Source organism: Plantibacter sp. Mn2098 (genome assembly GCF_049319745.1).
In the GTDB taxonomy this organism is placed as follows: domain Bacteria; phylum Actinomycetota; class Actinomycetes; order Actinomycetales; family Microbacteriaceae; genus Plantibacter.
In genome coordinates, this window is sequence record NZ_JBMOUH010000007.1 from 160,572 (window position 1) to 186,921 (window position 26,350).

General features: G+C 67.3%; 24 protein-coding genes. 13 read left to right on the forward strand and 11 right to left on the reverse strand.

What is annotated here, in order from left to right:
- Positions 1 to 53: 53 nt before the first annotated feature.
- From ACL9RL_RS12330 to ACL9RL_RS12345, 4 genes are all read right to left on the reverse strand, one after another.
- Positions 54 to 407, reverse strand: coding sequence for a GntR family transcriptional regulator (locus ACL9RL_RS12330; RefSeq protein ID WP_422780548.1), 354 nt, complete (start codon positions 405 to 407; stop codon positions 54 to 56).
- Positions 404 to 1,321 (reverse strand): hypothetical protein, encoded by a 918-nt coding sequence (locus ACL9RL_RS12335; protein WP_422780549.1) that lies wholly within the window; start codon positions 1,319 to 1,321, stop codon positions 404 to 406. The genes ACL9RL_RS12330 and ACL9RL_RS12335 overlap by 4 nt, the downstream gene beginning before the upstream one ends.
- Positions 1,322 to 1,496: 175 nt before the next feature.
- Complete coding sequence (locus ACL9RL_RS12340) at positions 1,497 to 2,447, reverse strand: patatin-like phospholipase family protein (RefSeq protein WP_422780550.1); 951 nt, start codon at positions 2,445 to 2,447, stop codon at positions 1,497 to 1,499.
- A gap of 201 nt (positions 2,448 to 2,648) precedes the next feature.
- Positions 2,649 to 3,179, reverse strand: coding sequence for a MarR family winged helix-turn-helix transcriptional regulator (locus ACL9RL_RS12345; protein WP_422780551.1), 531 nt, complete (start codon positions 3,177 to 3,179; stop codon positions 2,649 to 2,651).
- Positions 3,180 to 3,218: 39 nt separating this feature from the next.
- On the opposite strand from ACL9RL_RS12345, the gene ACL9RL_RS12350 reads away from it, so the two are divergent.
- Positions 3,219 to 4,190, forward strand: a complete 972-nt coding sequence (locus ACL9RL_RS12350; protein WP_422780552.1) for a DMT family transporter — start codon at positions 3,219 to 3,221, stop codon at positions 4,188 to 4,190.
- Here ACL9RL_RS12350 and ACL9RL_RS12355 read toward each other — a convergent pair.
- Genes ACL9RL_RS12355 through ACL9RL_RS12370 form a run of 4 tightly spaced genes read right to left on the reverse strand, consistent with a single transcriptional unit; the run spans position 4,109 to position 7,715 of the window.
- Positions 4,109 to 4,903, reverse strand: a complete 795-nt coding sequence (locus ACL9RL_RS12355; protein WP_422780553.1) for an energy-coupling factor transporter transmembrane component T family protein — start codon at positions 4,901 to 4,903, stop codon at positions 4,109 to 4,111. The genes ACL9RL_RS12350 and ACL9RL_RS12355 overlap by 82 nt on opposite strands.
- Positions 4,900 to 6,480, reverse strand: a complete 1,581-nt coding sequence (locus tag ACL9RL_RS12360) for an ABC transporter ATP-binding protein (protein ID WP_422780554.1) — start codon at positions 6,478 to 6,480, stop codon at positions 4,900 to 4,902. The genes ACL9RL_RS12355 and ACL9RL_RS12360 overlap by 4 nt, the downstream gene beginning before the upstream one ends.
- Complete coding sequence (locus ACL9RL_RS12365) at positions 6,477 to 7,061, reverse strand: CD3072 family TudS-related putative desulfidase (protein WP_422780555.1); 585 nt, start codon at positions 7,059 to 7,061, stop codon at positions 6,477 to 6,479. The genes ACL9RL_RS12360 and ACL9RL_RS12365 overlap by 4 nt, the downstream gene beginning before the upstream one ends.
- 9 nt (positions 7,062 to 7,070) lie before the next feature.
- Complete coding sequence (locus ACL9RL_RS12370; protein ID WP_422780556.1) at positions 7,071 to 7,715, reverse strand: CD3073 family putative ECF transporter S component; 645 nt, start codon at positions 7,713 to 7,715, stop codon at positions 7,071 to 7,073.
- Positions 7,716 to 8,077: 362 nt separating this feature from the next.
- Between ACL9RL_RS12370 and ACL9RL_RS12375 the strand changes: the two genes are divergently transcribed.
- From ACL9RL_RS12375 to ACL9RL_RS12390, 4 genes are read left to right on the forward strand one after another with little or no spacing between them, the layout of a single operon-like run.
- A complete protein-coding gene (locus ACL9RL_RS12375; RefSeq protein WP_422780557.1) occupies positions 8,078 to 9,283 on the forward strand; it encodes an alpha/beta hydrolase family protein in 1,206 nt (401 codons plus the stop codon).
- Positions 9,284 to 9,340: 57 nt separating this feature from the next.
- Positions 9,341 to 9,646 (forward strand): thioredoxin family protein, encoded by a 306-nt coding sequence (locus ACL9RL_RS12380; RefSeq protein ID WP_422780558.1) that lies wholly within the window; start codon positions 9,341 to 9,343, stop codon positions 9,644 to 9,646.
- A gap of 16 nt (positions 9,647 to 9,662) precedes the next feature.
- Positions 9,663 to 10,346, forward strand: a complete 684-nt coding sequence (locus ACL9RL_RS12385; RefSeq protein WP_422780559.1) for a response regulator transcription factor — start codon at positions 9,663 to 9,665, stop codon at positions 10,344 to 10,346.
- The gene (locus ACL9RL_RS12390; protein WP_422780560.1) at positions 10,346 to 11,800 is read left to right on the forward strand and encodes a sensor histidine kinase; all 1,455 of its coding nucleotides are present in this window, start codon (positions 10,346 to 10,348) and stop codon (positions 11,798 to 11,800) included. The genes ACL9RL_RS12385 and ACL9RL_RS12390 overlap by 1 nt, the downstream gene beginning before the upstream one ends.
- A gap of 17 nt (positions 11,801 to 11,817) precedes the next feature.
- Here the strand turns inward: ACL9RL_RS12390 and ACL9RL_RS12395 are convergent, their stop codons facing one another.
- A complete protein-coding gene (locus ACL9RL_RS12395) occupies positions 11,818 to 12,624 on the reverse strand; it encodes a hypothetical protein (RefSeq protein ID WP_422780561.1) in 807 nt (268 codons plus the stop codon).
- Between the two features lie 398 nt (positions 12,625 to 13,022).
- On the opposite strand from ACL9RL_RS12395, the gene ACL9RL_RS12400 reads away from it, so the two are divergent.
- The 4 genes from ACL9RL_RS12400 to ACL9RL_RS12415 are packed head-to-tail and all read left to right on the forward strand — an operon-like array spanning position 13,023 to position 17,296.
- Positions 13,023 to 13,775, forward strand: coding sequence for a creatininase family protein (locus ACL9RL_RS12400; RefSeq protein WP_422780562.1), 753 nt, complete (start codon positions 13,023 to 13,025; stop codon positions 13,773 to 13,775).
- Positions 13,776 to 13,795: 20 nt separating this feature from the next.
- The gene (locus ACL9RL_RS12405; RefSeq protein WP_422780563.1) at positions 13,796 to 15,217 is read left to right on the forward strand and encodes a glutamine synthetase family protein; all 1,422 of its coding nucleotides are present in this window, start codon (positions 13,796 to 13,798) and stop codon (positions 15,215 to 15,217) included.
- Positions 15,218 to 15,227: 10 nt separating this feature from the next.
- Positions 15,228 to 15,878: a TetR/AcrR family transcriptional regulator gene (locus ACL9RL_RS12410; protein ID WP_422780564.1), complete on the forward strand. Its 651-nt coding sequence runs from the start codon at positions 15,228 to 15,230 to the stop codon at positions 15,876 to 15,878.
- A complete protein-coding gene (locus ACL9RL_RS12415) occupies positions 15,875 to 17,296 on the forward strand; it encodes a purine-cytosine permease family protein (RefSeq protein WP_422780565.1) in 1,422 nt (473 codons plus the stop codon). The genes ACL9RL_RS12410 and ACL9RL_RS12415 overlap by 4 nt, the downstream gene beginning before the upstream one ends.
- Before the next feature lie 41 nt (positions 17,297 to 17,337).
- On the opposite strand, the gene ACL9RL_RS12420 is transcribed toward ACL9RL_RS12415, so the two are convergent.
- A complete protein-coding gene (locus ACL9RL_RS12420) occupies positions 17,338 to 19,659 on the reverse strand; it encodes an arylsulfatase (RefSeq protein WP_422780566.1) in 2,322 nt (773 codons plus the stop codon).
- 124 nt (positions 19,660 to 19,783) lie between these two features.
- A complete protein-coding gene (locus ACL9RL_RS12425) occupies positions 19,784 to 20,806 on the reverse strand; it encodes a LacI family DNA-binding transcriptional regulator (RefSeq protein WP_422780567.1) in 1,023 nt (340 codons plus the stop codon).
- A gap of 197 nt (positions 20,807 to 21,003) precedes the next feature.
- Here ACL9RL_RS12425 and ACL9RL_RS12430 point away from each other — a divergent pair, with 197 nt between their 5' ends.
- The 4 genes from ACL9RL_RS12430 to ACL9RL_RS12445 all read left to right on the forward strand — a co-directional run bounded on the left by ACL9RL_RS12430 (position 21,004) and on the right by ACL9RL_RS12445 (position 26,238).
- Positions 21,004 to 23,016, forward strand: a complete 2,013-nt coding sequence (locus ACL9RL_RS12430; RefSeq protein WP_422780568.1) for a beta-galactosidase — start codon at positions 21,004 to 21,006, stop codon at positions 23,014 to 23,016.
- Complete coding sequence (locus tag ACL9RL_RS12435) at positions 23,013 to 23,966, forward strand: carbohydrate ABC transporter permease (protein ID WP_422780569.1); 954 nt, start codon at positions 23,013 to 23,015, stop codon at positions 23,964 to 23,966. Before ACL9RL_RS12430 ends, ACL9RL_RS12435 begins: the two co-directional genes overlap by 4 nt.
- The gene (locus ACL9RL_RS12440; RefSeq protein WP_422780570.1) at positions 23,963 to 24,844 is read left to right on the forward strand and encodes a carbohydrate ABC transporter permease; all 882 of its coding nucleotides are present in this window, start codon (positions 23,963 to 23,965) and stop codon (positions 24,842 to 24,844) included. Before ACL9RL_RS12435 ends, ACL9RL_RS12440 begins: the two co-directional genes overlap by 4 nt.
- A 71-nt stretch (positions 24,845 to 24,915) precedes the next feature.
- Positions 24,916 to 26,238: an ABC transporter substrate-binding protein gene (locus tag ACL9RL_RS12445; RefSeq protein WP_422780571.1), complete on the forward strand. Its 1,323-nt coding sequence runs from the start codon at positions 24,916 to 24,918 to the stop codon at positions 26,236 to 26,238.
- The last annotated feature ends 112 nt before the right edge of the window (positions 26,239 to 26,350 follow it).

Here is a 26,350-nt window from a genome sequence, read left to right on the forward strand (position 1 = left end):
GACACAGAGCCGAAGGTGCACCCGATCGGCGGGCGCCATCCATCCGACCGACGTCAATCGGACCAGATCGCGCGCAACACGCGTATCGCCTCATCCAGATCGACTCCGTCGCGCTTGCTCGCCGCCAAGAGCGCTCGGGCGGCCGCGAGAACATCTCGCGGTGTGGCCGACGCATGAGCGCCCACTCGGGTCCCACTGCCGATCCGGCTGACGAGCACACCCTCCGCCTCGAGCGACTTGTACGCCTTGGCCACCGTCCCCGGTGCAACACCGAGATCACCGGCAAGCTGACGCACGGATGGAAGGCGCTGGCCGGCCGGGAGGATCCCGGTCGTGATGAGCCCACGAATCTGGTCCTGGATCTGATCGACGAGCGGCGCACCGGTCTCGGTGAGCGTGATCTTCATACCGCGACCGCAGGACCGGGTTGACGGGACCTCGCCGGCAGTGCGGAGAAGAGGACCGACCACCACATCGCGAACCCGAGCACCACGGCGCCGACGGCCGCCCAATGGAGCACCGGTCCGAGCGCTGCGAACGATGTGCCGAGTTCGATCCACCCCGCAGCTCCGCCCGGCAACCCGGCGCGGATGGTCGAGGTCCCGGACAACGACCGCATGACCTCTCCGAGATGCAGCAGCAACGCGCCGGTGCCGACCATCAGCACACTGCGGACGCGTGCGACCCTCACCGCCGTATCCGCGGCCGCATCGGAGCCGAGCGCAGGGCTGGAGATCATCCGGATGACGATGAGGACGGTTCCGAGCAGGAGTGCGATTCCGATCAACGTCGGGACCGAGAACCACCACCCGTAGATCGATCCGCCCACGGTCATATGCTCCGCCACCCGCACCTCGTACTGCACGTATCGTCCAGCGTCGTCCGGACTCGACGCCGGCCCGGCGACGACCGCCAGGAGCACCGCCACCGCCGAGGCGCCGACGAGGCCCACAAGCCAGGAGCGGGGTGCGAACGTCGTCAGGGTGCGCGGAGCAAGCGCCGCGGTCCCCGTCGGCCCGGCGACCGGACGCGGCACGAGTAGGAGCAGCGCTCCGACGCCGCCCGCGATCACCGGGGCGAGGTAACCCGCGAGCTGCAGCATCAGGAACACGTCCTCACCGAGCGGAGGGAGCACCGGCGGCATCACCCGCCACACCGAGAAGTAGCCGAACACAGCGAGGATGACGATCAGTGCGATCGCGGTACTCAAGCGCACCGGCGGCGGGAGTTCGACCTTCGTCCTCCGACGAACGAAGGTGACGATGACCGCCACGACCAGTCCGCCGATGATCGGTCCGTACTGCGCCAGCAAGATGACCATGCGATTCGCCCCCAGCAAATGTATCAATCACGTGATACACAGTGTGCCATGCGAGTGACACACTTTCCAGTGATGTCCAGTTTTCTCCCGCGGGCGGAACAGAGGAACCGCACACCATCTGCTGATGAGGCGCGCAGTCCGGACGCCGGCGCAGGAGCGGCACGATGCCGACGCATCACCGCCAGAGGTCGACCAACCTCGCAGCCGTCGTGATGCCTTGCTCATGACCCGCTCGCGCAGCCGCCGGGCGGGTGGACAGATCCATCAGATTCGTGCCGAACGCCGCCAGGGATGCCGCGTCGGGCAGGATCGCCTCGACCGCACTGCCTCGCGCCTGCAGCTCCTCCACCTGCGTCGCGAGTTGCATGCCCCACTCCAGTGGATGGCGCGTCCTCCCGCCGAGCGGTGACAAGACGAGCACCCGCGCGTATCCGGCGGCAAGATCCGCGTTCTCGTTCCGCCGATAGCCGCCGTCGATGTAGTGGCGCTCGCCGATGCGATACGGCTCGCCGCTCGAACAGCTCGCTGCAACGGCATCCACCAGATCGACGCCGCTGTCCCGGTCGAACACCACCGGTCCCCCGGTGTGCGCATCGACCGCCGTGATGAGGACACGCCGATCTGTCCAGCGGGCACCCGGAAGCCGGGCTGCGACGGTCGCACGCCATCGGTCGCGCATGGAATCATCCGAGGCGACAGCGGACTCGAGGGCGGATGCCCCCATCCTGCGTCGCATGTCGGCCGCGTTCTCGGCAGCTGCGATGGCTGCGCTCGATCGCTCGAAATGGTTGACGGCCGGCCGTGGAGCCTCCTGTCCGGCGGTCGCACCTGGCGACGCCGCGCGTGGTCGGGTCGGAGCCGGAGTTGCGACGATCGCCGCGAGCAGCTCGCCCGCCCCCACGTCCCCGGTGATCTGCGCCGCGACCGTCGAGCCGGACGACGTTCCGACGATCAGATCGGCGTCTCTCACGTCGAGGCCGCCGTCGAGCAGCCCGGCGATCACGCCGATGGCCCATGCGTTGCCGGCGGATCCGCCGCCGCCGAGGACCAAGGCGCGCTCCCCCGCAACGCCGTCCGGCGCCGCTGTCGCCTGCGGGAGTGGGATCTCAGGGGGTGTTGCGTCCATCGGCGTGACCTTTCGCACATCGCGGTCGTACCAGATCTCACACCCAGCCGAAAGCCGGGCCGGTCGACACGTCACCGCACAAGGCATTCTCCGCCACACAAGGCCGAATCGCCTGAAACACACCTGCTCTCACGCGATTCTCCTGCTTCCGTGCAGCGTGTGCGCTGCCGAGCCGGCCCGGATCGGCCAAGCGGACCCGGATCAGCCGAGCCGATCGAGAGCCCCGCCGTCACCCCCGGACTCGTAGCCCTGCAACCAACGCGTCAGAATCGGCTCGAGCGCGGCGCGATCCGAGAGCGACAGCTGCTCGACCAGTCGACGCTCATTCGCGATGTGGTCGGTGAACGCCGCATCGATGACGGCGAGACCGGCGACGGTGAGCGCGACGATCCGGCGACGGCCGTCGTCCGGGCCGATGCTGCGCTCGACGAGACCGGCCGCCACGAGCCGATCGATGCGTTTCGTCATGGCACCCGTGGTGACCATGGTGTGCTGGGCCAACTCCCCCGGGGCGCGATGATACGGAGGCCCAGCCCTGCGCAGGCTCGCGAGCACGTCGAACTCCCCCTCGCTGAGACCGTGACGCGCATACACGGCGAGGAGTTCCTCGGTCAGGTGGGCGGCGAGCCGATGCAACCGCCCGATGATGCCCTGCGGCGTGACGTCGAGATCCGGTCGCTCCCGCCGCCACTCCCCCTGGATGCGCGCAACCCGATCAGTCGATTCCGTCATGGATCCACTATAGCTTCCATGGAAGGTATAGTACCTTCCATGGAAGCTAGATGGACATGGTTGCTGGTCGCCGCGTTCGCCCCGATCGCCTGGGGCGCGAACTACTTCGTCACCAGACAGTTCCTCCCGGAAGACGCGCCGCTATGGGGCGCTGCGATCAGAGCCCTCCCGGCCGGCATCCTCCTCCTGCTCATCAAGCCCCGCCTGCCGCGCGGCTCCTGGTGGTGGAAGTCCGTGGTCCTCGGCGCCCTCAACGTCGGGGCATTCTTCGTCCTCATCTACGTCGCGTCACAACTCCTCCCCTCGAACATCGCATCGACGATCATGGCGACCTCGGCCGGCGTCCTGATGTTCTTGGCGTGGCCGCTGCTGGCGGAGCGGCCGGCGAGGACGGCCGTCGTCGGCGCGGTCGTCGGCTTCGCCGGCGTGTGCGTGCTGCTGGTCCAGGGCGGGGAGGCGGTGAACCCGTGGGGTGTTGTGGCATCCCTCGTCGCGATGCTGATGTCCTCGGTCGGGTTCATCCTCACGAAGCGCTGGTCACCCGATGAGTCGATCATCACCGTCACCTCGTGGCAGCTGCTCGCCGGCGGGCTGCTCCTGCTCGGTGTGGCGCTGGTCTTCGAGGGCGCTCCTCCGGTGCTGAATCCGACGGCGATCGCCGGCTTCGCCTATGTGAGCGTCATCGCCACGGCGCTCGCGTTCGTCGCCTGGTTCACCGCGCTCCGCCACCTCCCCACGGGGACCGTGGGGCTCGTCGGGCTGCTCAATCCGCTCACCGGGGTGCTGCTCGGAGCCCTGCTCGCGTCGGAACCGTTCGGTCTGCGACAGGCGATCGGGACATCGCTGGTCCTCGCCGGTGTGCTCATCGGGCAGCGGCGCCGACGCCTCGATCGCCCCGATCGCCTCCGTCACACACCTGACGAATCCCCTCAGCGCGGCGCACAGCTCGCCACAACGAGCAGTGCCACGCCGAGTGCCATCAGCGACCAATCGGCCCGACGCAGCCGGTAGTCCCGGATCTCGCTCCGCCCGACGCTCCCCCGGTATCCGCGTGCCTCCATCGCCTCTGCGATGTCCTTGGCGCGGACGATCGTCGCGATGAGCAGCGGCAGGAGGATCGGCACGACCGAGGCCGCCCGCGCCCGCAGCCCGCGGCGATGCGCGCCACCGCCGCGGGAGATCTGGGCGATCTGCAATCGCGTGAACTCCTGCGCGAGGATCGGGATGAACCGCAGGGTGATCGAGAACATCATCACGGCCTCGTGGGTCGGCACCCCGATGCGCGCGAGCGGGCGGAACATCCGCTCGGCACCCTCCGCGAGGATCACCGGAGAGGTCGATCGGACCAGGAGGGCGAGCGACAGGATCACGCCGATGATCTGCAGACTCATCCGGAGGCCGACCACCAAACCGACGGGCGACATCGAAACCGGCCCGATGAAGGTGTGAGGAGCGCCGACCGGCGGCGCGATCACGGCATTCAGCAGCAGGGTTCCGACGATGAAGATCGACAGTGACGCGAACGTGAGGGCCAGGGCGCGCAACGGCAACCGCGCGACGAGCCAGAACACCGCCCCGGTCAGGACCACAGCGGCCTTCAGCCACACAGGCCCAGCCACGACAGCTGACACCGCGAGCAGGATGCCGAACGTGATCTTCGCGCGGGGATCCAAACCTTCGGTGAAGGATGCCGTCGGGCGATAGAGCGCGCTTGCGACCGTCATGCGAGATCCTCGAAGAGTTCCCGATCCGCGTCGGAGCCGATTTCCGGCTCCGGCCAGCCGAGGCCGTCGAGGATCGTACGATCGGTCACGAGCCCGGGCCCGCCGTCGGCGACGATCCGCCCCTGATCGATGACCACAACACGGTCCGCGTGTTCGTAGATGTCTTCAAGCTTGTGACTGACCCACAGCACGGTGATCCCCCGCTCGTTGAGGTCGTGCATCAGCTCGAACACCTGTCGGCGTGACGGGTGGTCGAGTCCGGCCGTCGGCTCGTCGAGGATGAGCACCCGCGGTTCGGTCACGAGGACTCCGGCCAGCGCCACCCGGCGTTTCTCCCCACCGGACAGTTCGAACGGAGAGCGCGGTCCGAATCGCTCGGGGTCGAGCCCCACCCTCACGAGGGCAGCGTCGACGCGCGCTGCGACGTCCTCCGCCGACAGCCGTGCCGACCTGAGTCCGTACGCGACATCGTCACGCACGGTCGCCGCGAACAGCTGATGCTCGGAGAACTGGAAGATGTACCCGATGGCGTCGAACGACTCCGGATGCTTCGTCGCCCACGGGTCGAGGCCCTCGATCGCGATGCTCCCGGAGACCGGGCGCAACAAACCCTTGAGGGTGGCGATGAGCGTCGACTTGCCCGCCCCGGATTTACCGGCGACCGCGACGAGCTCGCCCCGCCCGACGGCGACGGACAGTCCGGCCAAAGCAGGGGCAGCGCCGGAGCGCGCCGCACGGCGTCCGCCGTGGAACACCGTTACATCCCGCGCTTCGAGCTGGGTCGTCTCCGGGGCCGGGACAAGCGCTGCTGCAGAGGTTCGCCGAGCCGCACCGGAACGCGGGGTGATCCGTCGACGCAGCGGTTCGAGGCCACAACGACCGAGCAGCTCGACCTCGGAGAGCACCTCGCCCGGGCGGCCCTGCGCTTCGATTCGCCCCTCGTGGACGACCACGATCCGGTCGGCGTCCTCGACCTCTTCCAGATGATGCGTGATCGCGACCACGGCGAACGGCCGTCGCCTCCTCGTCTCCGCGAGCGAGCGCAGGAAGTCGCGCCGGGCGCCAGGGTCGAGCATCGCCGTCGCCTCATCGAGGATCAGATACGCGGGCTGCAGCGCCAGGACGCTCGCGAGCGCGAGGCGTTGGAGTTGGCCGCCTGACAGCGTGTTGACGTCGCGGTCGAGCGCGACATCGAGTCCGACGATCCCCAGCGCATCGATGGCGCGCGACGGCATCTCGGGCCCCGGGACCCCCATGTTCGAGAGCCCGAACGCGACGTCCTCGAACACCGTGACACCGACCTGCTGGTTCTCCGGGTTCTGGAACACCATCTGCACACGGCGTCGGACCTCGACGAGCGAGGCCGGGTCGTTCGTCGGATGCCCGTCGACGGTGACCTGGCCCGCGGTCGGCAGGTTCAGGCCGTTCAGTGTCCGTGCCAGTGACGACTTCCCCGAGCCGTTCCGACCGACGATCCCGAGGAACTCGTCCTCGCCGATGTCGAGGTCGATGCCGGCGACGACGTTCGGGGCGACGCCGGGATCGTAGGAGAAGGTGACGCCGTCGAGGCGGATCACAGCGCGGGAACCGAGTACTCGACATCCGTCCGGCAGCCGACGACCTGCCGCTCGGTGCCGGAGGACACCGGGGTGATCGAGAGCAGTGCACGATTCGCCGGCGGACCGAACGAGGTTGCAGGGTCCGCGGCGTCGAACGTCCCCGTCTCCGAGTTCGGAATCTGCCACAGCTGTGTGATCTCGATGCCGGCCGCCGTCGCCGCCTCCAGAATGTCGGTCACCCAGTTACCCTGACCGGGATCGCAGGACGGGCTGTCCTGCACGAACAGTCCGCCGACGATCTCGTATCCGGCGTCCTGATACACCTTGAGCTGCGCGATGACGGGTTCGATGAGCCCACGATTGCTCTGATGGAATTCCGGGGTGTCGTACTGCTCGTTCGTCATGCCCGGCCGGTTCGGCCCGAGGAAGAAGAACTCGGGGCACGGGAGCTGGATGATCCCGTATCCCTCCTCGTGCGCCCAGTCGACGGCGCTCTTCATCACCCCGGTGCTGCGGGCGAGCGGCTGCACGACCGCGTTCTGATTGAGGATGCAGTGCGAGGTGAGGAGGATTCGTTTGCTGCGTTGGTCGGTCCCCATCGGATGCCCTTACGCGACCGGGTTCGGGGTGGACGAAACGAGTGCTTCGGCCGACTGCGTGACGGGTTCACGACGACGCGGCTTGATCAGCACGGGCGGAATGGCGCGGAGCACCGCGTAGACGATGAGCGATGTGAGGATCTTGTCGATGAGGTTCTCACCGAGGCGAGGCAGGAACGCGGAGACGAAGATGCTGGAGCCGGCTTGACGGAGGCCGAGCACGAAGACATCGATCCCACCACCCGTGAGGCCACCGAAGACGTAGACAGCGATCACACTGCCGATGACGGGCGCGACGATGCCGACGGTGATGCCGGCGACGATGGCGACCCAGAGCTTGTACCCCCACTTGTTCGCGAGCAGGCCGACGATGATCGCGACGACCGCGTTCACGATCGCGAACGGGATGTTCGTCGGGCTCGTGGTGACGCCGAGGATGACGTTCGTGAGCACACCCACGAGCACACCCCAGCGGATTCCGAACGATGCGGCGATGAAGAAGGTGCCGAGGGTGTCGAGGAAGAGGAACGGGATGTGCAACAGTCCGACCGCCGTGCCGCCGAGGACGTTCACGGCGACGGCAAGCGCGCTGAGAACCAGGGTGAGCGTGACTGAATTCGGGTTCACGAGGCGGGTACGAACGATGTCGGGCACAGCGGGCTCCTCTGAGAGCGGCGTGGGGGAATTCGTTCGAGCGAACGATCTGACGGCGAGCATAGGAGCGGCGTTCTCACCCGGCAATCCGGGCCCTCCAGTGTTACGGGTTGCTACCGAGCGGGCTGATTTCCGGGGCCGAATCCGGCCGATCACCTGAGTTTCGTCCCGGGAAGACGCAGATGAGACGCGAGAACTCGCGCAGGCATGCCGTGGCGACGACACGGATCGTAACATCGGTGCGGGAGACCGGCAGGAGGACTGCCACACGAGTGGCGGAGGAGGCATGGACCGCCGACGTCGCCGGTGCTAGCGTTCACCCATCGGGAGCGCGGGCTCCCGCGATTTCCGGTGGCGCCACGATGCACAGACGGTTCTTCGCACTCCAGGCGGTCGTCGTCGCGGTCGCGGTGCTCGCGTGCACGTCGTCGATCGATCGGCGGATCACGGAGAGCATCGTCGAGGAGGCCGGCGATCCTGGGTTCATGACGGTGCCCACACATCCCCCACCCGGGGCACCTGGAGAGATCTTCCGCTCGGAGTCGATTTCGAGCATCGGCGACGGGATGCGCGCGTGGCGGGTCATCTATCACAGTCGCGACCTGGACGGGGCCGACGTCCTCGTCTCCGGTGTTGTGGTCGCGCCTGACGCACCGGCCCCGCCCGGCGGCCGTCCCGTCGTGTCCTGGGGGCATCCGACCACGGGCGCAGCGATCCACTGCGCGCCGTCGACCAGCATCGATCCGTTCGACCTCATCGAGGGACTCGACGACCTCGTGCGGGCAGGATACGTGGTGGCCGCGACCGACTACCCCGGGATGGGCCTCCCCGGTCCCGCCGCGTACCTGATCGGCGAGACGGAGGGCAACAGCGTACTGGATGCTGCCAGGGCGGCGCGCGCACTGCCCGGCACGGGTGCCAACGAGCAGCTGCTCCTGTGGGGCCATTCGCAGGGCGGGCAGGCGGCGCTGTTCGCGGCTCAGGATGCCGCGGACTACGCGCCGGAGCTCCGTCTGGTCGCCGCAGCCGTCGCCGCCCCGGCCGCCGACCTCGCCGCACTGCTCCGCGACGACATCGGCACGGTGTCCGGCATCACGATCGGTTCATACGCCTTCGCGGCCTACGAATCGGTCTATCGCGATCGCTACCCCGGGCTCTCCCTCGATTCGATCCTCTCCCCGGAGGGCGTGCGGCAGACCAAGGTCCTGGCCGGGCTCTGCCTCCTGAGCGGCCACACCGAGCTCCACGCCATCGCCGGCCGGCTCCTCGGGGACTACGTCGTCCACGACCCGGGCACGACGGAACCCTGGGCGACGATGCTCCGCGAGAACACCCCGGGCGCGACCAGCATCCCGGCCCCGCTCTTCGTCGCCCAAGGGCTCTCTGACACGCTGGTGCATCCGACGGCGACCGCTGCGTTCGTGCGGACCGTGTGCGCGATCGGCACTCGCGTCGATTCGCGCACCTACCCGGGCACCGGGCACGGTCTGATCGCGCTCAAGGCCGTGCCCGAGGTCCTGGACTTCTTCCACGCGGCGCTCGCCGGGACGGCGACGTCGACCTGCTGAGGTGCAAGATCGATGCACCGACGAGCGCCCAACACGGAACCGATGGACAATAGAGCGGTGAGAATCGAGCTGCTGCACATCGTCGACTGTCCGAACACGGAGATCGCTGCTGAACGCCTCCGAGCCGCGCTCGATGAGACCGGGCACCAGAAGGTCCAGGTCACCCGGACCGAGCTGACATCGGCTCCGGTCTCAGCATCGATCCCCTTCTCCGGCTCGCCGACCATCCTGATCGACGGCGAGGACGCGTTCCCGTCCGACGGCAGGACGCCAGACCTCGCCTGCCGGGTGTATCCGACGCCGGACGGACTCGCCGGCTCACCGACACTCGACCAGCTCGTCGCAGTGCTCTCCGAGCGCTGACCTCGGCGGAGCACACATGAAGATCCTCGTCGTCGACGACGAACCCGAGATGACGTCGCTCCTCGCGCGAGGACTCGCCGTCGACGGGCACGACGTCGCCGAGGCCTACGACGGCATCGCCGCCATCCGACAGGCATCGGATAAAACCGCCGGCGTCGACGTCGCCATCGTCGACGTGATGTTGCCCGGCATGTCCGGGTTCGAGCTCACCCGCAGACTGAAGGAGATCGATCCGAGGATCGCCGTGATCCTCCTCACCGCGCGAGACGCCGTCGACGATCGTGTCCGAGGCCTCGACTCCGGCGCGGACGACTACATGGTCAAGCCCTTCGATCTGGCGGAACTGTCCGCGCGGATTCGCGCCATCCGTCGTCGCGACGCCCTCCACACGCAGACGACGATCGAGTTCGGTGGGCTCACACTCGACCTCGTTCGTCATCGCGCACGGTCCGACGGCGCAGAGCTGATGCTCAGCAGAACCGAATTCGACCTCCTGCGCGTCCTCGCCCACCGCCACGACCAGACGGTCAGTCGAGCCGACATCCTCGATGAAGTATGGGAGACGCGCGACCACATCGATCCGAACATCGTCGACCAGTATCTGAGTGCCCTCCGCCGCAAACTCGATCGGGCATCCGCGTCGGTCCGGATCGTCACGACCAGAGGGGTCGGCTTCCAGCTCGTCGACACGGGCGTGTGATGCGCGGGCCGCGACTCACCGCACGATTCGGCATCCGGGCGCGGATCGCCGGGGGAAGCCTGCTCATCGCAGCGCTCATCGCCATCGCTGCCGGAGTCGTGTTCAACGCGCAGATCGAACGCATCGTGCGGGACGGCACGACTGCTGTGCTGCGAAGCGACAGCGCACCGTACGTCGTCGCATTGCACACCGAACCAGACGACCCGTTCGACCAGCCCGGCCCCGCTCAGCTCATCGCCGTCCGCGCCCCTGACGGTGCGATCCCCCTCAATACGCTGCCGGCGGCGCTCGCCGAAGCCGTTTCCAAGATCCGTCCTGATACCGCGGCACACGAGATCCGGGCGGGTTCGTCGTCCTACACCGTGCTGACGACGACCGTGGCGCTCTCGGGCGCCGACTGGACGATCATCGCCGCACGGGACTCCGCCGAAGAAGACACGGTGCTGAATCAGATGCGCGCGCTCGTGTTCGTCGGACTCGCCGTCATCGTCATCGGCGTGGCAGCGGCGGCCTGGATGCTCACGTCGGCGTCGCTCCGCCCGGTGCGACGACTGCAGGACGGTGCGCGGGAGTTGATTGCGGCCCCATCGGCCGAGCTGTTGCCGGTCGGCGAGGCGAGCGACGAGGTCTCGGACCTCGCCCGCACACTGAACGACCTCATCGAGAAGCTCCGGGATGCCGCGCTCCGGGAACGCCAACTCGTCGCCGATGCGAGCCACGAATTGCGCACGCCGATCGCGCTCCTCGATACGCAGTTGCAGGTCGCCATCGCCGAAGCATCATCAATCGACGATCTGGTGCGGGACATCGAGGGTGCGCGGCGAAACGTCGCCAGGTTGTCGAGACTCGTCGCATCGCTCCTCGAACTCTCGATGCTCGAACTCTCGATGCTCGAGACGGCGGAGCCGACCGGTCGTTCGTCGTTCCTCGACCTCGATCAGGAGGTCGAAGCAGCAGTGGACCGCGCGTTGTCGCGGACAGCGCCGATCGACCCGCGCACGGTCGGCGGGGACGGGATCACCGTCTCGTACACACGCCCGAGCGTCGGCTCCGACGGCGCGTTCGCCATCCGGGCCGAGGACGTCGGGCGCCTGCTCGACAACCTGCTCGGCAATTCGCTGAAGGCCATCGGCCGCGGTAGCAGTCGTGGTGGCAGCATCATCGTCGAACTCGCTGAGGAGTCGGGCGGCGCATCGGTGACGGTGACCGATACCGGGGGCGGCCTCGACCCGGCGTTCGCGCCCCGCGCCTTCGATCGATTCAGTCGTCAGGACGACTCCCGCACGGCCGGGAGCGGTGTCGGACTCGGCCTCGCGATCGTCGCAGTCATCGTTGCGAACGCGGGCGGGACGATCGCGCTGCGCAACGACCCGGGGTCGGGGCTCGCCGTCAACGTGTTCCTCCCGAATGCGCCAGACACGCCGAGAAGCAATGAGGCTCCACGCGATCGCTGATCGCCGAGCCGTTCTCCTCAGCCCACTTCCGGGGAACGCTCCGGGACACGACCCGCGGCGACGCCCCGTGACGTCCGGGACTCGTTCCACGCCAAGACCGCGACGAAGACGATCGTCACCGCCATCGCGACGAGTGTGACCTCTCCCGTGCCGAGCCCTGCTCCGCCGCGGTCGTGGGAGACGGCGAGCCCGTCCGCGATGGACGCACCGAGCGGCCTCGTCACGATGTAGGACGTCCAGAACGCGGCGACCGCCGACCAACCGAGGAATCTGTACGCCACCCACGGCAGCACGAACACAACGGCGAAGACGACTGCTGAACCGGCGTACCCGAGGCCGACGTCGTGAGCTGCGAAGTCGCCGGCCGCAGTACCGAGCGCGAACGTCGCGCACACGGTCGCCCAGTAGAACAGCTCGCGCCGCCTGGTCGTGATCGAGTGGATCGACAGCGTCCGTTCGGTGCGCCACCAGGTGAACAGCACCCCGGCCAAGAGCACGGCGAACACCGCGGTCGACACCGTGTACGGAACCCCGACGACGATGTGGGCGACATCGGCGACCATCGTGCCGAACACCCCGATCATGGCCACGAGCAGCCAGTACCGCCAGACGACGTACTGCGGCGCCCGCAACTGGAGGACCAGACACAGCACAAAGAGGACCGCCGTGACGAGCACCACAACAACCGGCTCCAGGTGCACAACGAGCCAGTCGGACGCGGTCTCCCCCATCCCGGTGGTCAGGATCTTCACGATCCAGAACAGCGCGGTCACCTGTGGGACCTTGGACGCGGCGAATGAACGGGATGAGGGCGCGACTGGCATGGCGACAGTGTGCTCGGTGAGACCGAGAACCTGCGCAACATCGGCGGCCTCCTCCCTGAAAGAACGCTCAGCGAGACGGCATCGGCCCTGCCGGGGTCCTGAGCGCACCGGAAGACCGATTGTTACGCCGTTGAAACACCTCGGTAACGCCCGCGAGGATCCCTCGATTACTCTTCCCATAACGCCCTCGACGAGGGCAGCCGTCTAGGGTTCCGCTCGCACGAGGACTGGACCGAGGGACGCACCGGCCCACGCCGGACACCAGGGGACAAAAGCCCGGAAGGAACTGGGAGCATCAGCTCCTCAGTCGTGGAGGCTCTGATGTCTCTCAGACACAATTTCCCACATCCATCTGCACGAACCGTTGGACTGGCCCAGTGAAGTGGGCAGAATCGACGATGTCCCGACTCGCGAACGCGAACCTGGATCGGCGGATCGGACTCGTCCCGGTTGGCGCCACCGAACAACACGGGCCGCACCTCCCGACGGACACCGACACACGGATCGCATCGGCGCTCTGCGATGCCGCGCTGGCACGGCGTCCAGACGACATCGTCGTCCTGCCGCCGATCACCGTCGGCTGCAGCCTCGGGCACGGCACGGCGTTCCCCGGGACGCTGTCCCTGTTCCCCGACGAGCTGACGACCGTCCTCGTGCGCTACGCGGAATGGGCCTCGCTCAGCGGACTCACCCGAATCCTGTTCGTCAACGGCCACATGGGCAATGCGACACCGCTCGCCGCCGCCACGGACGTCCTGCGGTTCCGCCGCCCGGATCTGCGCTCGTCCTGGATCGACTGGTGGAAGGCGGATGACCGCGTCGCGGAACTCGTGAGCGCTGACGGGCAGGACATCCACGCGAACCGCGGCGAGACATCGGTTGTGCTGCATCTCGCCCCGGAACTCGTCGACATCGATGCGATGCGATCAGCAGACGACATCGATCGGACCACCTCGCTCGCGTTCCGGTACACGGCCGAGTCCCTCTCCCGGAACGGCGTGACGGGATCTCCTTCCGAAGCGACCCCTGAGCTTGGCCGAGAGATCTTCGAGCTCATCGTGGACGCGATCGACCGGCAGGTGGGATCGGCGCTCGTCGAGACCGCCCCGCTCGTGAACGCCTCGCCGGCTCCCACCCCCACCTGGATTTGACACAGCAAGGAACACCGACCATGAACACCACACCTCTGACTGGCACGACCACCCGAACCCCGGTCACCCGAACCCCGATCACCCAGCCCACCATCGATCAGGCCGACCTCGCCCGGCTGATCGACTCGGGCGTCAAGTACGCGATGGGCGGCTGGGTCGACGTCCATGGCCGCTCGAAGGCGAAGGTCGTCCCCATCGAACTCCTGCCGAAACTCCTCGACGGCTCCGAGCGCTACACGCCGCGCGGCATCACCGGCTTCGGCGTGATGGAGCCGCAGGAGGACGAGTCCGTCGCGATCCCCGATCCGTCGACCCTGCGTGTGCTCCCCTGGGATCGACGATTCGTCTGGATGGCGGCGGACCTGCTCCGCGAGGGCGAGGAGCCCTTCGACCAGTGCACCCGCAGCATCCTGAAAGAGCAGCTCCGTCTCGCCCGCGAACGCGGATTCGAATTCAAACTGGGCGTCGAGATCGAGCTGTTCGTCTTCCGGCCGGATGCGGTCCAGGGCCCGTACCTGCGCCCCGTCGCACCGAGCGGCAGTCTCCGCCCCTCGCCCGCCTACGACACTGAGGCGACGCTCGACGCAGCCGATTTCCTCGACGAGCTCGTGAGCGCGATGCAGGAGAGCGGGTTCGGCGTGTACAGCTTCGATCAGGAGGGCGGTGACGGCCAGTACGAGTTCGACTTCGGTTACGACGGAGCGCTCGAAATGGCGGACAAGGTGACCTTCTTCCGGGTCATGGTCCGGCAGATCGCGAAGCGCCACGGCCTCGCCGCGACATTTATGCCCAAGCCGTACACGGAGGCATGGGGCTCCGGCCACCACTACAACATGAGCCTGGAGTCGACCACGACCGGCGAGAACCTCATGAAGGATGCTGACGATCCCCGCGGCCTCGGGTGGAGCAGGCTCTCGTACGCGTTCTCCGCCGGCATCATGCGGCACGCGGATGCGCTGGCCGCTATCGTGACTCCGACGGTCAACTCCTACAAGCGACTGAATCCACGGCTCGCCGACGGAACCGCCTCCTGGGCGCCGGTCTGGTCTGCGTACGGCGTACAGAACCGCTCGTGCATGCTCCGCCTCCCCCAGAACCGGCCCGCGATCGAGAACCGCGTCGTCGATGCGTCGGCCAACACCTACCTCGCTGCGGCGTTCCTCCTGGCCGCGGGTCTCGACGGCATCCGGAACGACCTCGATCCAGGGGAACCCGTCGACATCGCACTCCTCGATGACACCGATTCCGCACGCAGCAACAGCGTCCGACTCCCCCGGAACCTCCTCGAAGCGACGGAGGCATTCGCCGGGAGCGAGCTCGCCCGATCGGTGTTCCCCGAGCGGTTCGTCCGTGAGTACACGGCGATGAAGCTCGAGGAGTGGGAGTCCTTCCATTCCTCAGTGACCGAATGGGAACGCGACCGCTACCTGTTCTCGCTGTGAGCGAGGAACGATGACCGACACCACACTGCAGCGTTCGACCCGATCCGCCCACCGGCGGGTCGCGGTCGTCCGCGCGGCGGCCGCCGTCCTCCGTCGCCGTGGCATCGACGCGCTGACGACCAGAGCGGTCGCCGAGGAAGCCGATCTGCCGGAGGCCACCGTCCGCGCGTTCCTGCCGTCGAGAGAGCGGCTGCGCGAAGCAGCCCTCGATTACACGCTGACCGGCTGGGTGCTGGGCGGGGAGGACTTCATCCGCCGCCTCCCTCGCAACCTCAGCCTGGAGCAGGCCGCCAGCGCGATCGTGGAGGTGGCGACCATCCACCCGGCCGAGCAGGCCGACACCTCCCGGGCGACGATCTCCGGCGTGTACGAGCGTTACATCCAATCGGGGCGGCACCCTGAGCTCCGCCCGCTGGTGAGCAGGTACAACGACGAGCTCGCCGACCTCGTCGGCCGGATCCTCGCCCTGAACGGACGGGTCAGCAGGCCGGAGATCGCCCAGGCGGTCCTCGCGGTCGTCGACGGCACCGTCGTATATCGATTGGCCGCCGGGGAGTCCCCGGTTCCGGCGGCCATCGCCGCGGTCCGTCTGGCGATCCCGCTGCTGTGCCCGGTGAGAACTACCATGACCTCCCCTGTACCCGAGAGTGAACAACCATGACCACTGAGCGTGACGAGCTGCTCGACCAGAGCAGCGGCCCTCGATCCGAACTCCTCGAATCCGCGTCGATCGAGTGGATACCGCTGCACAAACGCAAAGGCAACGCCTGGAGCATCACCCCGTTCTTCTTCGTCGCGAACTGGAGCTTCTTCACCATCGCGCTCGGCTTCACCGGGCCGTCGCTCGGGCTGTCGTTCGGTTGGACGATCGTCGCGGGCGTCGCCGGCATGGCATTCGGCACGTTCTTTATGGCGTTCCACGCCACGCAGGGGCCGCACATGGGGCTGCCGCAGATCATCCAGTCCCGTGCGCAGTTCGGGTTCTATGGCGCCGCCATCGCGGTGGTGATGGCGGTCGCCTGCTATCTGGGCTTCGGAGTGGTCTACACCGTGCTCACCACGAGCGGCCTGCAGAGCATGTTCGGCTGGTCCCCCGTGCTCGTCGGCATCGTGATCAATCTCGGCGCCGCAGTTCTCGCAGTGCTCGGTCATGACGCGCTCCACCGGGCGAGTCGGATCATCTTCGCGGTCTCGCTCCCGCTGTTCGCGATCTTCACCGTGATGATCATCGTCGGCGCCGTCCACGAACCGCGCGCGTCCGGCGTCGGCGCCGTCGGGTTCAGCGCCGTCGCCTTCATCGCCCAGTTCGCGGTGTCGGCGGCGTACAACATCGCCCTCGCGCCCATCGTCTCCGACTACACGCGGTATCTCCCACCGACGACCAAGCCGGGTCTGCTCATCGCGAGTGTGTACACGGGCACCGGACTGTCAGCGATCTGGTTGCTCGGGATCGGCGCATGGCTGGCGGCATCGTTCGGCGCGCAGGACGCGCTGACGTCGTTGGCCCGCGCCGGCGATTCCGTCATCCAGGGGTTCGGACTCCTGCTCGCAGTCGTCTCCGTCGCGACGCTCGTGGTGTGCCTGGGGTCCTTCTCCTACAGCGTCGCACTGCAGGTCATGACGGCCGCCGACATGTTCGGATTCCGAGGAGGGAAACGGACGAGGCTCTGGATCGGCCTCGGCGCGGTGACGATCTGGGCGGCGATCGCGATCCCCTTCGGCGATGACGTGGTCGGGGTTGCCGGCGGCGCTCTGTCGCTGATGCTGTTCCTCCTCGTCCCGTGGACGGCGGTCAACCTCACCGACTACTTCCTGGTGCGCAAGGGCGACTACTCCGTCGCGGACATCCTGGACAAGAACGGGGTGTACGGGCGGTGGTCGGCGCGGGGTCTGGTCGCGTACGGCGCGGGATTCGCGTCGATGATCCCGTTCGCGGTGCTCCCGTTCTATGTCGGGCCGGTCGCAGCACTCATCGGCGACATCGACATCTCGTTCCTGGTCGGTCTGGTCGTGGCGTCGGCGTGCTACTACTTCTGGCCGAATCGTTCGGTCGGCGCTGTCGGCATCGGTACGAAGTGAGGTACGGGTGCGTCGACGGAAAGCCTCGACGCACCCGCTCCTCAGTCGCTGGCGAGCTTCGCCGCGAACTCCTGCTCCACGTCGATGTAGTGGTCGTCCGCGACGTCGTACACGACCTCGTGGATCGTCCCTCCGGTGAACTCGAACCGGTTCGGGTAGCCGGGGCTGACCGTGTCGCCGGAGTCGTAGCCGATGCTCAACCCTTCGCCGGTGAGCGCGTAGCGACCCAGCTGGGTGCGGATGCGCGCGGTGTCGACGGCCCGATCGTCGATGTACAGCGTCAGTTCGCCGAGGGCTTCGCCGTGCTCGCCGCTGCCGTCCTTCACAAAACCGACGCCGACGACATGCCGGCCGTCGGCGGGCACCTCAGCGGACACCCGTTGCTCGGGTGGAATGCCGAGGAAGTTGTAGACGAAGACGATCCTCCCGCCCTGGACGAAGAGCGAGTACCCGCCGAAACGAGATCCCTGGGCCACAACGACACCCTCGGCCTGCGGCGTGAATTCGACGTCGGCCAGGATGTTGAACGACACCTGCTGTGTGCGTGCCGCGAGTTGTTCCTGCACCTCCGTCGTGCCCGGGTAGTAGGTGAAACGACCGTCCACTGGCACCGGCCGGTGGTACTCGAGCTTGATGAGCCCCGCGACCCCCAGATCGTTGAGCGGCAGCACGTTGTACTTGTGCGCCTCCTCCAGCCAGAGGGCCTTCAGCTCTTCGAGCTTGTCCGGGTGCTGCTCGGCGAGGTCGTGCGCTTCCGCGCGATCCTCATCGGTGTGGAACAGCTGCCATCGGTCCTCATCGAAGTGCCCGAGATCGATGGGGACCGGACCGTGTTCCGTGACCGCCTTCCAGCCCTCGTGCCAGATGCCGCGGGTGCCGAGCATCTCGTAGTACTGCGTCTGTTTCGTCGTCGGCGCCTCGGTGGCGTCGAAGGCGTAGCGCATGGAGACGCCAGGCATCGGCGTCTGCTCGACGCCGTCGACGACGGCAGGCGCTTCGACGCCGCACGCGTCCAGGATGGTCGGGACGATGTCGGTGCAGTGGTGGTACTGGCTGCGCACTTCTCCGCGCGCAGCGATGCCGGCCGGCCAGTGGATGACGAGCGGATCGGCCGAGCCGCCGGCGTACGAATACCGCTTGAACATGCGGAACGGGGTCGAGAACGCCGCTGCCCAGCCCGTCGGGTAGTGGTTGTACGCCTCGGGCCCGCCGAGCTTGTCCACCATGCCGAGGTTCTGGGCGATGTCCTCCGGGTAGCCGTTGAAGAACAGGTTCTCGTTGATGGACCCGTTCGGGCTGCCCTCTCCCGATGCTCCGTTGTCGGCCGCGTAGATGATGAGGGTGTTGTCGAGTTGCCCGGATCGCTCCAGGTGGTCGACGATCCGGCCCACCTGTGCGTCGGTGAACTCACTGAACCCGGCATACACCTCGGCGGTCCGGGAGAACAGGCGCCGCTCCTCCTTGGTCAGTTCCGACCACGGGCGGACGCTGTCCCCCGGCGAGAAGGTGCCCTCCGTCATCGGATTCAGCGGGGTGAGCTCGGTCCCCTCCGGCAGGATGCCCGCGGCGACCATCCGCGGGAGCACCCACTCGCGGTACGCCTCGTACCCGTCGTCGAACATGCCTTTGTACCGATCGATGTACTCCTGGGGCGCGTGGTGCGGCGCGTGATTCGCGCCAGGGCAGAACCACAGGTACCAGGGCTTGTCCGGGTCCGACTGCTTCGTGTCGCGCAGCATCCGGATGGCCTGATCGGCGAGGTCCTTCGAGAGGTGATATCCCTCCTCTGGGGAGTACGGCTGGTCGACGTAGTGGTTGTCGACCGCGAGGTCCGGGTACCACTGGTTGGTTTCACCACCGATGAACCCGTAGAACCGGTCGAAGCCCTGTCCGAGCGGCCAGGCGCTCCGATCCGATCCGCTCGAGATCGCGTTCACGGGGACGTTGTGGTTCTTCCCCACCCAGTACGTCGACCACCCGGCGTCTCGCAGGATCCGCGCGACCGACGCGTTCGATTTCGGGATGTGGCCGTTGTATCCGGGGAAGCCGACCGCGGATTCCGAGATCGTGGCGAACCCGTTCTGGTGGTGGGTGCGACCGGTGAGGAACGACGAGCGGGTGGGTGAGCACAGCGCCGTCGTGTGCCACTGGGAGAAGGTGAGGCCGCCGTCGGCGAGCCGTTTGAGCGTGGGCATGTTGATGCGGCCGCCGTAGGGTTCCCAGGCCGCCAGGCCGGTGTCGTCGAAGAGGACGACGAGGACATTGGGTGCGCCCTTCGGCGCTTCGGTGGGAGCGTACGCGCCCCAATCGGGTTCCGAGTCCCGGATGTCGAGCTCGATCCTCCCCTGGAATTCGCGTGGCATTCCGGCCTCCATACTCGTCTCGTCACTCGCGATACGGCCGGCCGGAGCGACAACGGTCGACCTCAGGGACTCATTGTCGTCCGCGACGAGGACGGCGAAGATCGCCTGAAACGGGTGAAAGCCGTCAGACGCTGCTGCGACGCACGATCGACGTCGGCACGAGGGCGCCGTCGATCTCGACCGCTTCGCCGCGAAGTTGCGCGAGCATCACCTCCGCGGCTCGCCGACCGACGGCGGCAGCGGGCTGGTGCACGGTCGTGAGCGGCGGGTGGCAGCGGAGCGCCCAGGCCGAATCGTCGAACCCGACGACCGAGACGTCCTGGGGTACACGACGACCGGCGGACCGCAGCGCGTCGAGGGCGCCCGCGGCGACGGCATCGGAGGCTGCGAACACCCCATCGATCAGCGGTTCGCGCTCGAGGAGCTCGGTCATGCCGTCGAACCCGTCGCGGAAGGAGTACAGCGGCACGTCGACGACACGATGCTCGTCGAAGCGCTCGCCGAGTGCGTCCCGGAATCCGGCGAGCCGGTCCGATCCGGAATCACGGTCGAGCGCAGCGGCGATCATGCCGATGCGCTGCCGTCCAGCCTGCACGAGCTCGCGCGTGATGCCGGCGGCGGCTGCGCGGTTGTCGATGCCGACGAACGGGAGCTCGTGGAGGTCCGGCGGGTGGCCGACGAAGGTGGCTGGGAGCGACAGGCGCTCGATCACACGCGTGATCGGATCGTTCTCGCGGGCGGAGACCATGATCACGCCGTCGACGAATCCGCCGGACAGGTATCGCGTGATCCGATCCGTATCCCGCTCGGAGTCCACAACGAGACACACGAGCTGATAGTCGGCCTCCGACAGCGTCTCGTTCGCCCCGAGCAGGATGTTGCCGATGTTCGGATCGTCCACGAACAGGCTGTGCGGCTCGTGCACGATGAAACCGATGGCCTGCGTCCGCTGCATCACCAGGTTGCGCGCGGCCGTGTTCGGAACGTATCCGACCTTCTTGATCGCCGATTCGATGGCTTCCCGCGCTTCCAAGGAGACGTATCGTTCCCCGTTGACCACTCGACTGACCGTGCCACGGGACACGCCGGCTTCGATGGCGACGTCGTGGATCGTCGCGCGTTTGCGACGGGTCGGCGGAGTGATCACGACTCCACCCTAGTGGCGGGATCAGCCGATTCGGCGACACGGTCCGCGGCTCGTCCTCGGGACACGCAGACGACGTGGAGGGCGATGCGCGTTTGACAACTTCTTGAGGCCGTGTCTACTCTGTGTACGTTCACAGACTCTCAACGAGGAGTTGTCGCTCCGCGATCTGTGCACGTTCACAGATCGCGGAAGGTGTTATGAGCAACGCTCCGACGTTCAACCACGACGGCATCGCCTACGGTTGCGACTACAACCCCGAACAGTGGGACCGATCCCTCTGGCGCGAGGACGTCGCCCTCATGCGCGAGGCCGGCGTCGACCTGGTCGCCCTCAACATCTTCGGGTGGTCCCACCTCGAGCCGCGGCCTGGAGAATTCGACTTCAGTGGACTCGACGAGATCCTCGACCTCCTGCACGAGGCCGGCATCCGTGTGAACCTCGGCACCGGAACCGCGTCCGCTCCCCCGTGGCTCACCTTCCGTCACCCGGAGATCCTCCCGGAGGCCGAGGACGGCACCACGCGCTTCCCGGGCGGCCGCCAAGCGTGGTGCCCGTCCTCCACCGTCTTCCGTCGCCACGCCCTCGCGCTCGTCGAACAGGTCGGCGCACGCTACGGCTCACACCCGGCCGTCGCCCTCTGGCACGTGTCCAACGAGCTCGGCTGCCACAATGCCCTCTGCTACGACGACGAGAGCGCCGAAGCCTTCCGTCGCTGGCTGCAAGCGCGATACGTCACGATCGAGCGTCTCAACGCCGCCTGGGGCACGTCGTTCTGGAGTCAGCAGTACAGCGACTTCGCCGAGATCCTGCCACCACGACTCACCCTGTCCAGTCGCAACCCCGGCCAGGTCATCGACTTCCAACGGTTCTCCTCCGACGAGTTGCTCGGCTACTACCGGGCGGAGCTCGAGGTGCTCCGCCGCCACAGCGACGTCCCGGTCACCACGAACTTCATGGTGACCGCCCACATCCGCAACCTCGACTACTGGCGGTGGGCGCCCGACATGGACGTCATCGCGAACGATCACTACCTCGACAACCGTCTGGCAGACCCCGCCGCGGAGTTGTCCTTCGCGAGCGACCTGACCCGCGGACTTGCGGATGGTGGCGCCTGGCTCCTGATGGAGCAGTCGACGGGGGCCGTGAACTGGCAGCCCCACAACCTCGCGAAGGCCCCAGGGGAGATGACCCGGAACTCGCTCACCCACGTCGCGAAGGGCGCCGAGGCCGTGTGCTTCTTCCAGTGGCGCGCATCGCTGCAGGGTTCGGAGAAGTTCCACTCTGCGCTGCTCCCGCACGCCGGGACCGACACCGATCTCTGGCGGGAGGTCGTCGCACTCGGCGGCATCCTCGACAGCCTGGACGAGATCACCGGCACCCGCGTGCAGGCGGACGTCGCCCTCATCTTCTCGTGGGAGAGCTGGTGGGCTGCCGACGGGGAGAGCCGCCCGTCACAGCACGTCGACTATCTCTCGCAGGTGCACGCAGCGCATTCCTCCCTCCGTCGACTCGGTCACACCGTCGACGTCGTCCGTCCGGGCGCCGACCTGTCCGCGTACCGGCTCGTCGTCGTTCCGGCCCTCTACCTGGTCCGAGACAGCGAGGCCGCAGTCATCGCCGAATTCGTCGGCAACGGCGGACATGCGGTGATCACCTTCTTCAGCGGGATCACCGACGAGGAGGACCGGGTCCGCCCTGGCGGATACCCGGGCGCGTTCCGCACTCTGCTCGGCATCACGGTCGAGGAGTTCGCACCGGTCCTGCCCGGTCAGGCGCTCCGGTTGACGTCCGGCAAGGCGGCGACGGCGTGGTCGGAGCGCACCCGGGCACGCGGCGCGGAGGTGCTCGACACCTTCGCCGACGGGCCGTCCGCAGGGCGCCCGGCCATCACGCGTCACCGGAGCGGCGATGGCGCAGGGGCCGCCTGGTACCTCGCGACGCACCTCGACCCCGAGGACCTCGACGAGGTGCTCCGCGATGCGGCGAGGGGCGCCGGCGCGGTTCCGCAGGGCGACGAACGCCACCCGGGTCTCGAAGTCATCCGCCGCGCGGACGACGAGCGCAGCTACCTCTTCCTCATCAACCACTCGACGCAGGACGTCGAGCTGCCGGCGACCGGTCACGAACTCGTGACCGGCGCACCCGTCGATTCCATCGCCACCGTGCCGGCCGGCGCGGTACGCGTGATCAGAGAGGACCTCAGCCGATGAGCGTCAACATCGAGACGGCGAAGGCGCCGATTCCGGGGACCACGGCCGGTGCCGTCACCCGGCGTCGCGTCCGTCTGCCGAAGGCGGTGGTGCAGCACAAGCGTTCGATCGTGATCTTCATCGCACCGTTCGCCGTGCTCTTCGCCCTGTTCTACCTCGTCCCGATCGGGTACGCGGTGTACCAGTCGCTGCTCGTCATCGAACGCGACGGCACCTTCGGTCAGGCCCGCGAGGTCTTCGGCGGCTTCGCGCAGTACGTGCAGGTGTTCCAGAACGGGCCGTTCTGGCAGTCGGTCGGGCGTGTGCTCCTGTTCGGGGCGGTGCAGGTGCCGATCATGCTCGGCCTCGCGCTCCTGTTCGCGTTGCTGCTGGATTCGCCGCCGCTGCGCGGCAAGCGGTTCTTCCGCCTCGCCTTCTTCGTGCCGTACGCCGTGCCGGGCGTCATCGCGGCGATCATGTGGGGCTTCCTCTACTCCCCCAACCTGTCGCCGTTCACGGCGGTCACGCAGAACGTGGACTTCCTGTCCGCGGACCTCGTTCTGTGGGCCATCGCGAACGTCGTCACCTGGGTCTTCGTCGGCTACAACATGCTGATCATCTACTCGTCGCTGCTGTCGATCCCGACCGAGATCTACGAGGCCGCACGTCTCGACGGCGCCGGGCAGTTCCGCATCGCCTTCGCCATCAAGATCCCGCTCGTGATGCCGGCGATCGTGCTCACGGCGATCTTCTCCATCATCGGCACGTTGCAGTTGCTCGCAGAGCCGCAGGTCTTCCGCTCCTTCAGCTCCGCCGTGACCAGCACGTTCACCCCGAACCTGACCGTCTACACCACCTCGTCCATCCCCAACGTGAACCTCGCGGCGGCCTTCTCCGTCGTGCTGGCGCTGGCGACGTTCGTCCTCTCCTTCGGGTTTCTGAAGTTCACCCAGCGAAAGGAAGGCAAATGACCGCCCTCCGCTCCCCCGGCCTCCCAACAGCCCGCGGGCCCCGCGAGAGCAGGCTCTCCCGTGCCGGCGCGCTCATCGTGATGCTCGTCTTCACGCTCTACTTCCTCATCCCGATCTGGTGGCTGTTCATCGCCTCGACCAAATCCTCTGCGCAGTTCACGAACTCCGCCCCGCTCTGGTTCGCCGACTTCAACCTGGTCGAGAACATCGGCCGACTCGTCGCCTACCGTGACGGCGTTTACCTCAAGTGGATGCTGAACTCGGTCCTCTACGCGGGCCTGGGCGCACTCATCGGCACGCTCATCGCGGCGATGTGCGGGTACGCGCTCGCGAAATACCGGTTCCCAGGGCGCGACCTGATCTTCAACATCGTGCTCGGCGGTGTGCTCGTCCCGGCGACCGCCCTCGCACTGCCGTTGTTCCTCATCTTCAGCCAGGTGGGCCTCACCAACACGTTCTGGGCGGTGTTCCTGCCGTCGCTCGTGAGCCCGTTCGGTGTCTATCTCACGCGCATCTTCGCTGCGTCGAGTGTCCCGGAGGAACTCCTGGAGGCGTCGCGCCTCGACGGCGCCGGGGAGATCCGCACCTTCTTCACGATCTCCGTCCGCCTGATGTTCCCGGCGCTCGTGACGGTGTTCCTGTTCCAGTTCGTCGCCATCTGGAACAACTTCTTCCTGCCGCTCATCATGCTGCGGGACGAGTCGCTCTTCCCGGTGACCCTCGGACTGTACTCGTGGAATTCGCAGGTCAACCAGATCCCCGAGCTGCGCCTCTACGTCCTCGTCGGCGCGTTCCTCTCGATCATCCCCCTCGTCATCACCTTCCTGCTGCTTCAGCGGTTCTGGCGTTCCGGCCTCGGCGCCGGCGCCGTGAAGTAGCACGCCCCGAACCACACCTCCGCACCATCTGTCACACCACCCCGCATCACACCAACAAGAAACGGATCAGCATGAACCTCAAGAGAACAGCGGTCGCCGCAGCGGTGCTGTCGGCCGTCGTCCTGAGCGGCTGCACCTCCACCGGATCGGGAAGCGGCGATGCTGCCACCTCCTGCGCTCCGGCCGAGGGCAAGGTCGACCTCAGCTTCACATCCTGGATTCCCGGCATCGAAGACGTCGTCGCCGTCTGGAACAAGGAGAACCCGGACATCCAGGTCGCCGTCCAGACCGGCCCGAACGGCAACAGCGGCACCTATCAGAACTTCTTCAACCAGTTGAAGGCCGGCAACGCGCCGGACCTCGGCCAGATCGAGTACGACGCCCTGCCCAACTTCCGCGTGCAGAACGGCCTGATGGACCTCGGGGCGTGCAAGGACGTTATGGCAGCGAAGGACGAGTTCGTCGACTGGACCTGGGGTCAGGTCTCGCTCGGTGAGAAGGATTCGGTGTACGCCGTCCCGCAGGACTCCGGTCCGATGGCGATGTTCTACCGCGCGGACCTGTTCAAGGAGCACGGGATCGCGATCCCGACCACGTGGGCCGAGTACACGGAAGCGGCGAAGAAGGTCCGTGCGACCGGCGCGTACATCACGAACTTCTCCCAGGGCGACATCAACCAGTTCGCCGGGTTCGTCTGGCAGGCCGGCGGCAGCTGGTTCAAGAACAACGGCACGAACTGGACCGTCGATCTGACCGACGCCGCCTCCAAGCAGGTCGCGGAGTACTGGCAGGACCTCATCAAGGAGGACCTCGTCTCGACCGTTCCGGCCTGGACCACCGAGTGGGACAACGCCTACAACTCCGGCGCGGCCTGGACCTGGAACTCCGCGGTGTGGGGTGCGAACTCGATCGCATCCGGTGCACCGGACACGGCCGGCAAGTGGGCCGTCGCCGAAGCGCCGCAGTGGAAGGCCGGCGACGCCGCCGCCGGCAACTGGGGCGGGTCCTCGACCGCCGTCTTCACCGGGTCGAAGCACCCGTACGAAGCCGCCAAGTTCGCCCTGTGGCTGAACACGTCCGAGGAGGCGCTCACGATGCTGAACACCTCGGCGAACATCTACCCCGCCACGAAGGCCGGCCTCGAACTGCCCGTCCTCAAGAAGGGTGTGCCGTTCTACGGCGACCAGCCGATCTACGACGTGTTCGCGAAGGCGTCGTCCGAGGTGTCGGAGGACTTCGCGTGGGGTCCGACGATGACGCAGACCTACAACGACGTGTCGGACGGGTTCAAGGCAGCTGTCTCCGGCAACGGCACCCTGCTCGACGCATTGCAGAAGGGCCAGTCCTCGACCGTCGACGCGCTCAAGGCGCAGTCGATCCCGGTCAAGGGATAGCAGAACCGACTCCAGCAGCCGTCGCGTACCGAGCGTACGCGGCGGCTGCTGCCGTGTGCCGTCGCCGGTCCGGTCGCGTCATCTCGGGAATCCGCACGGTCTCGAACCGACC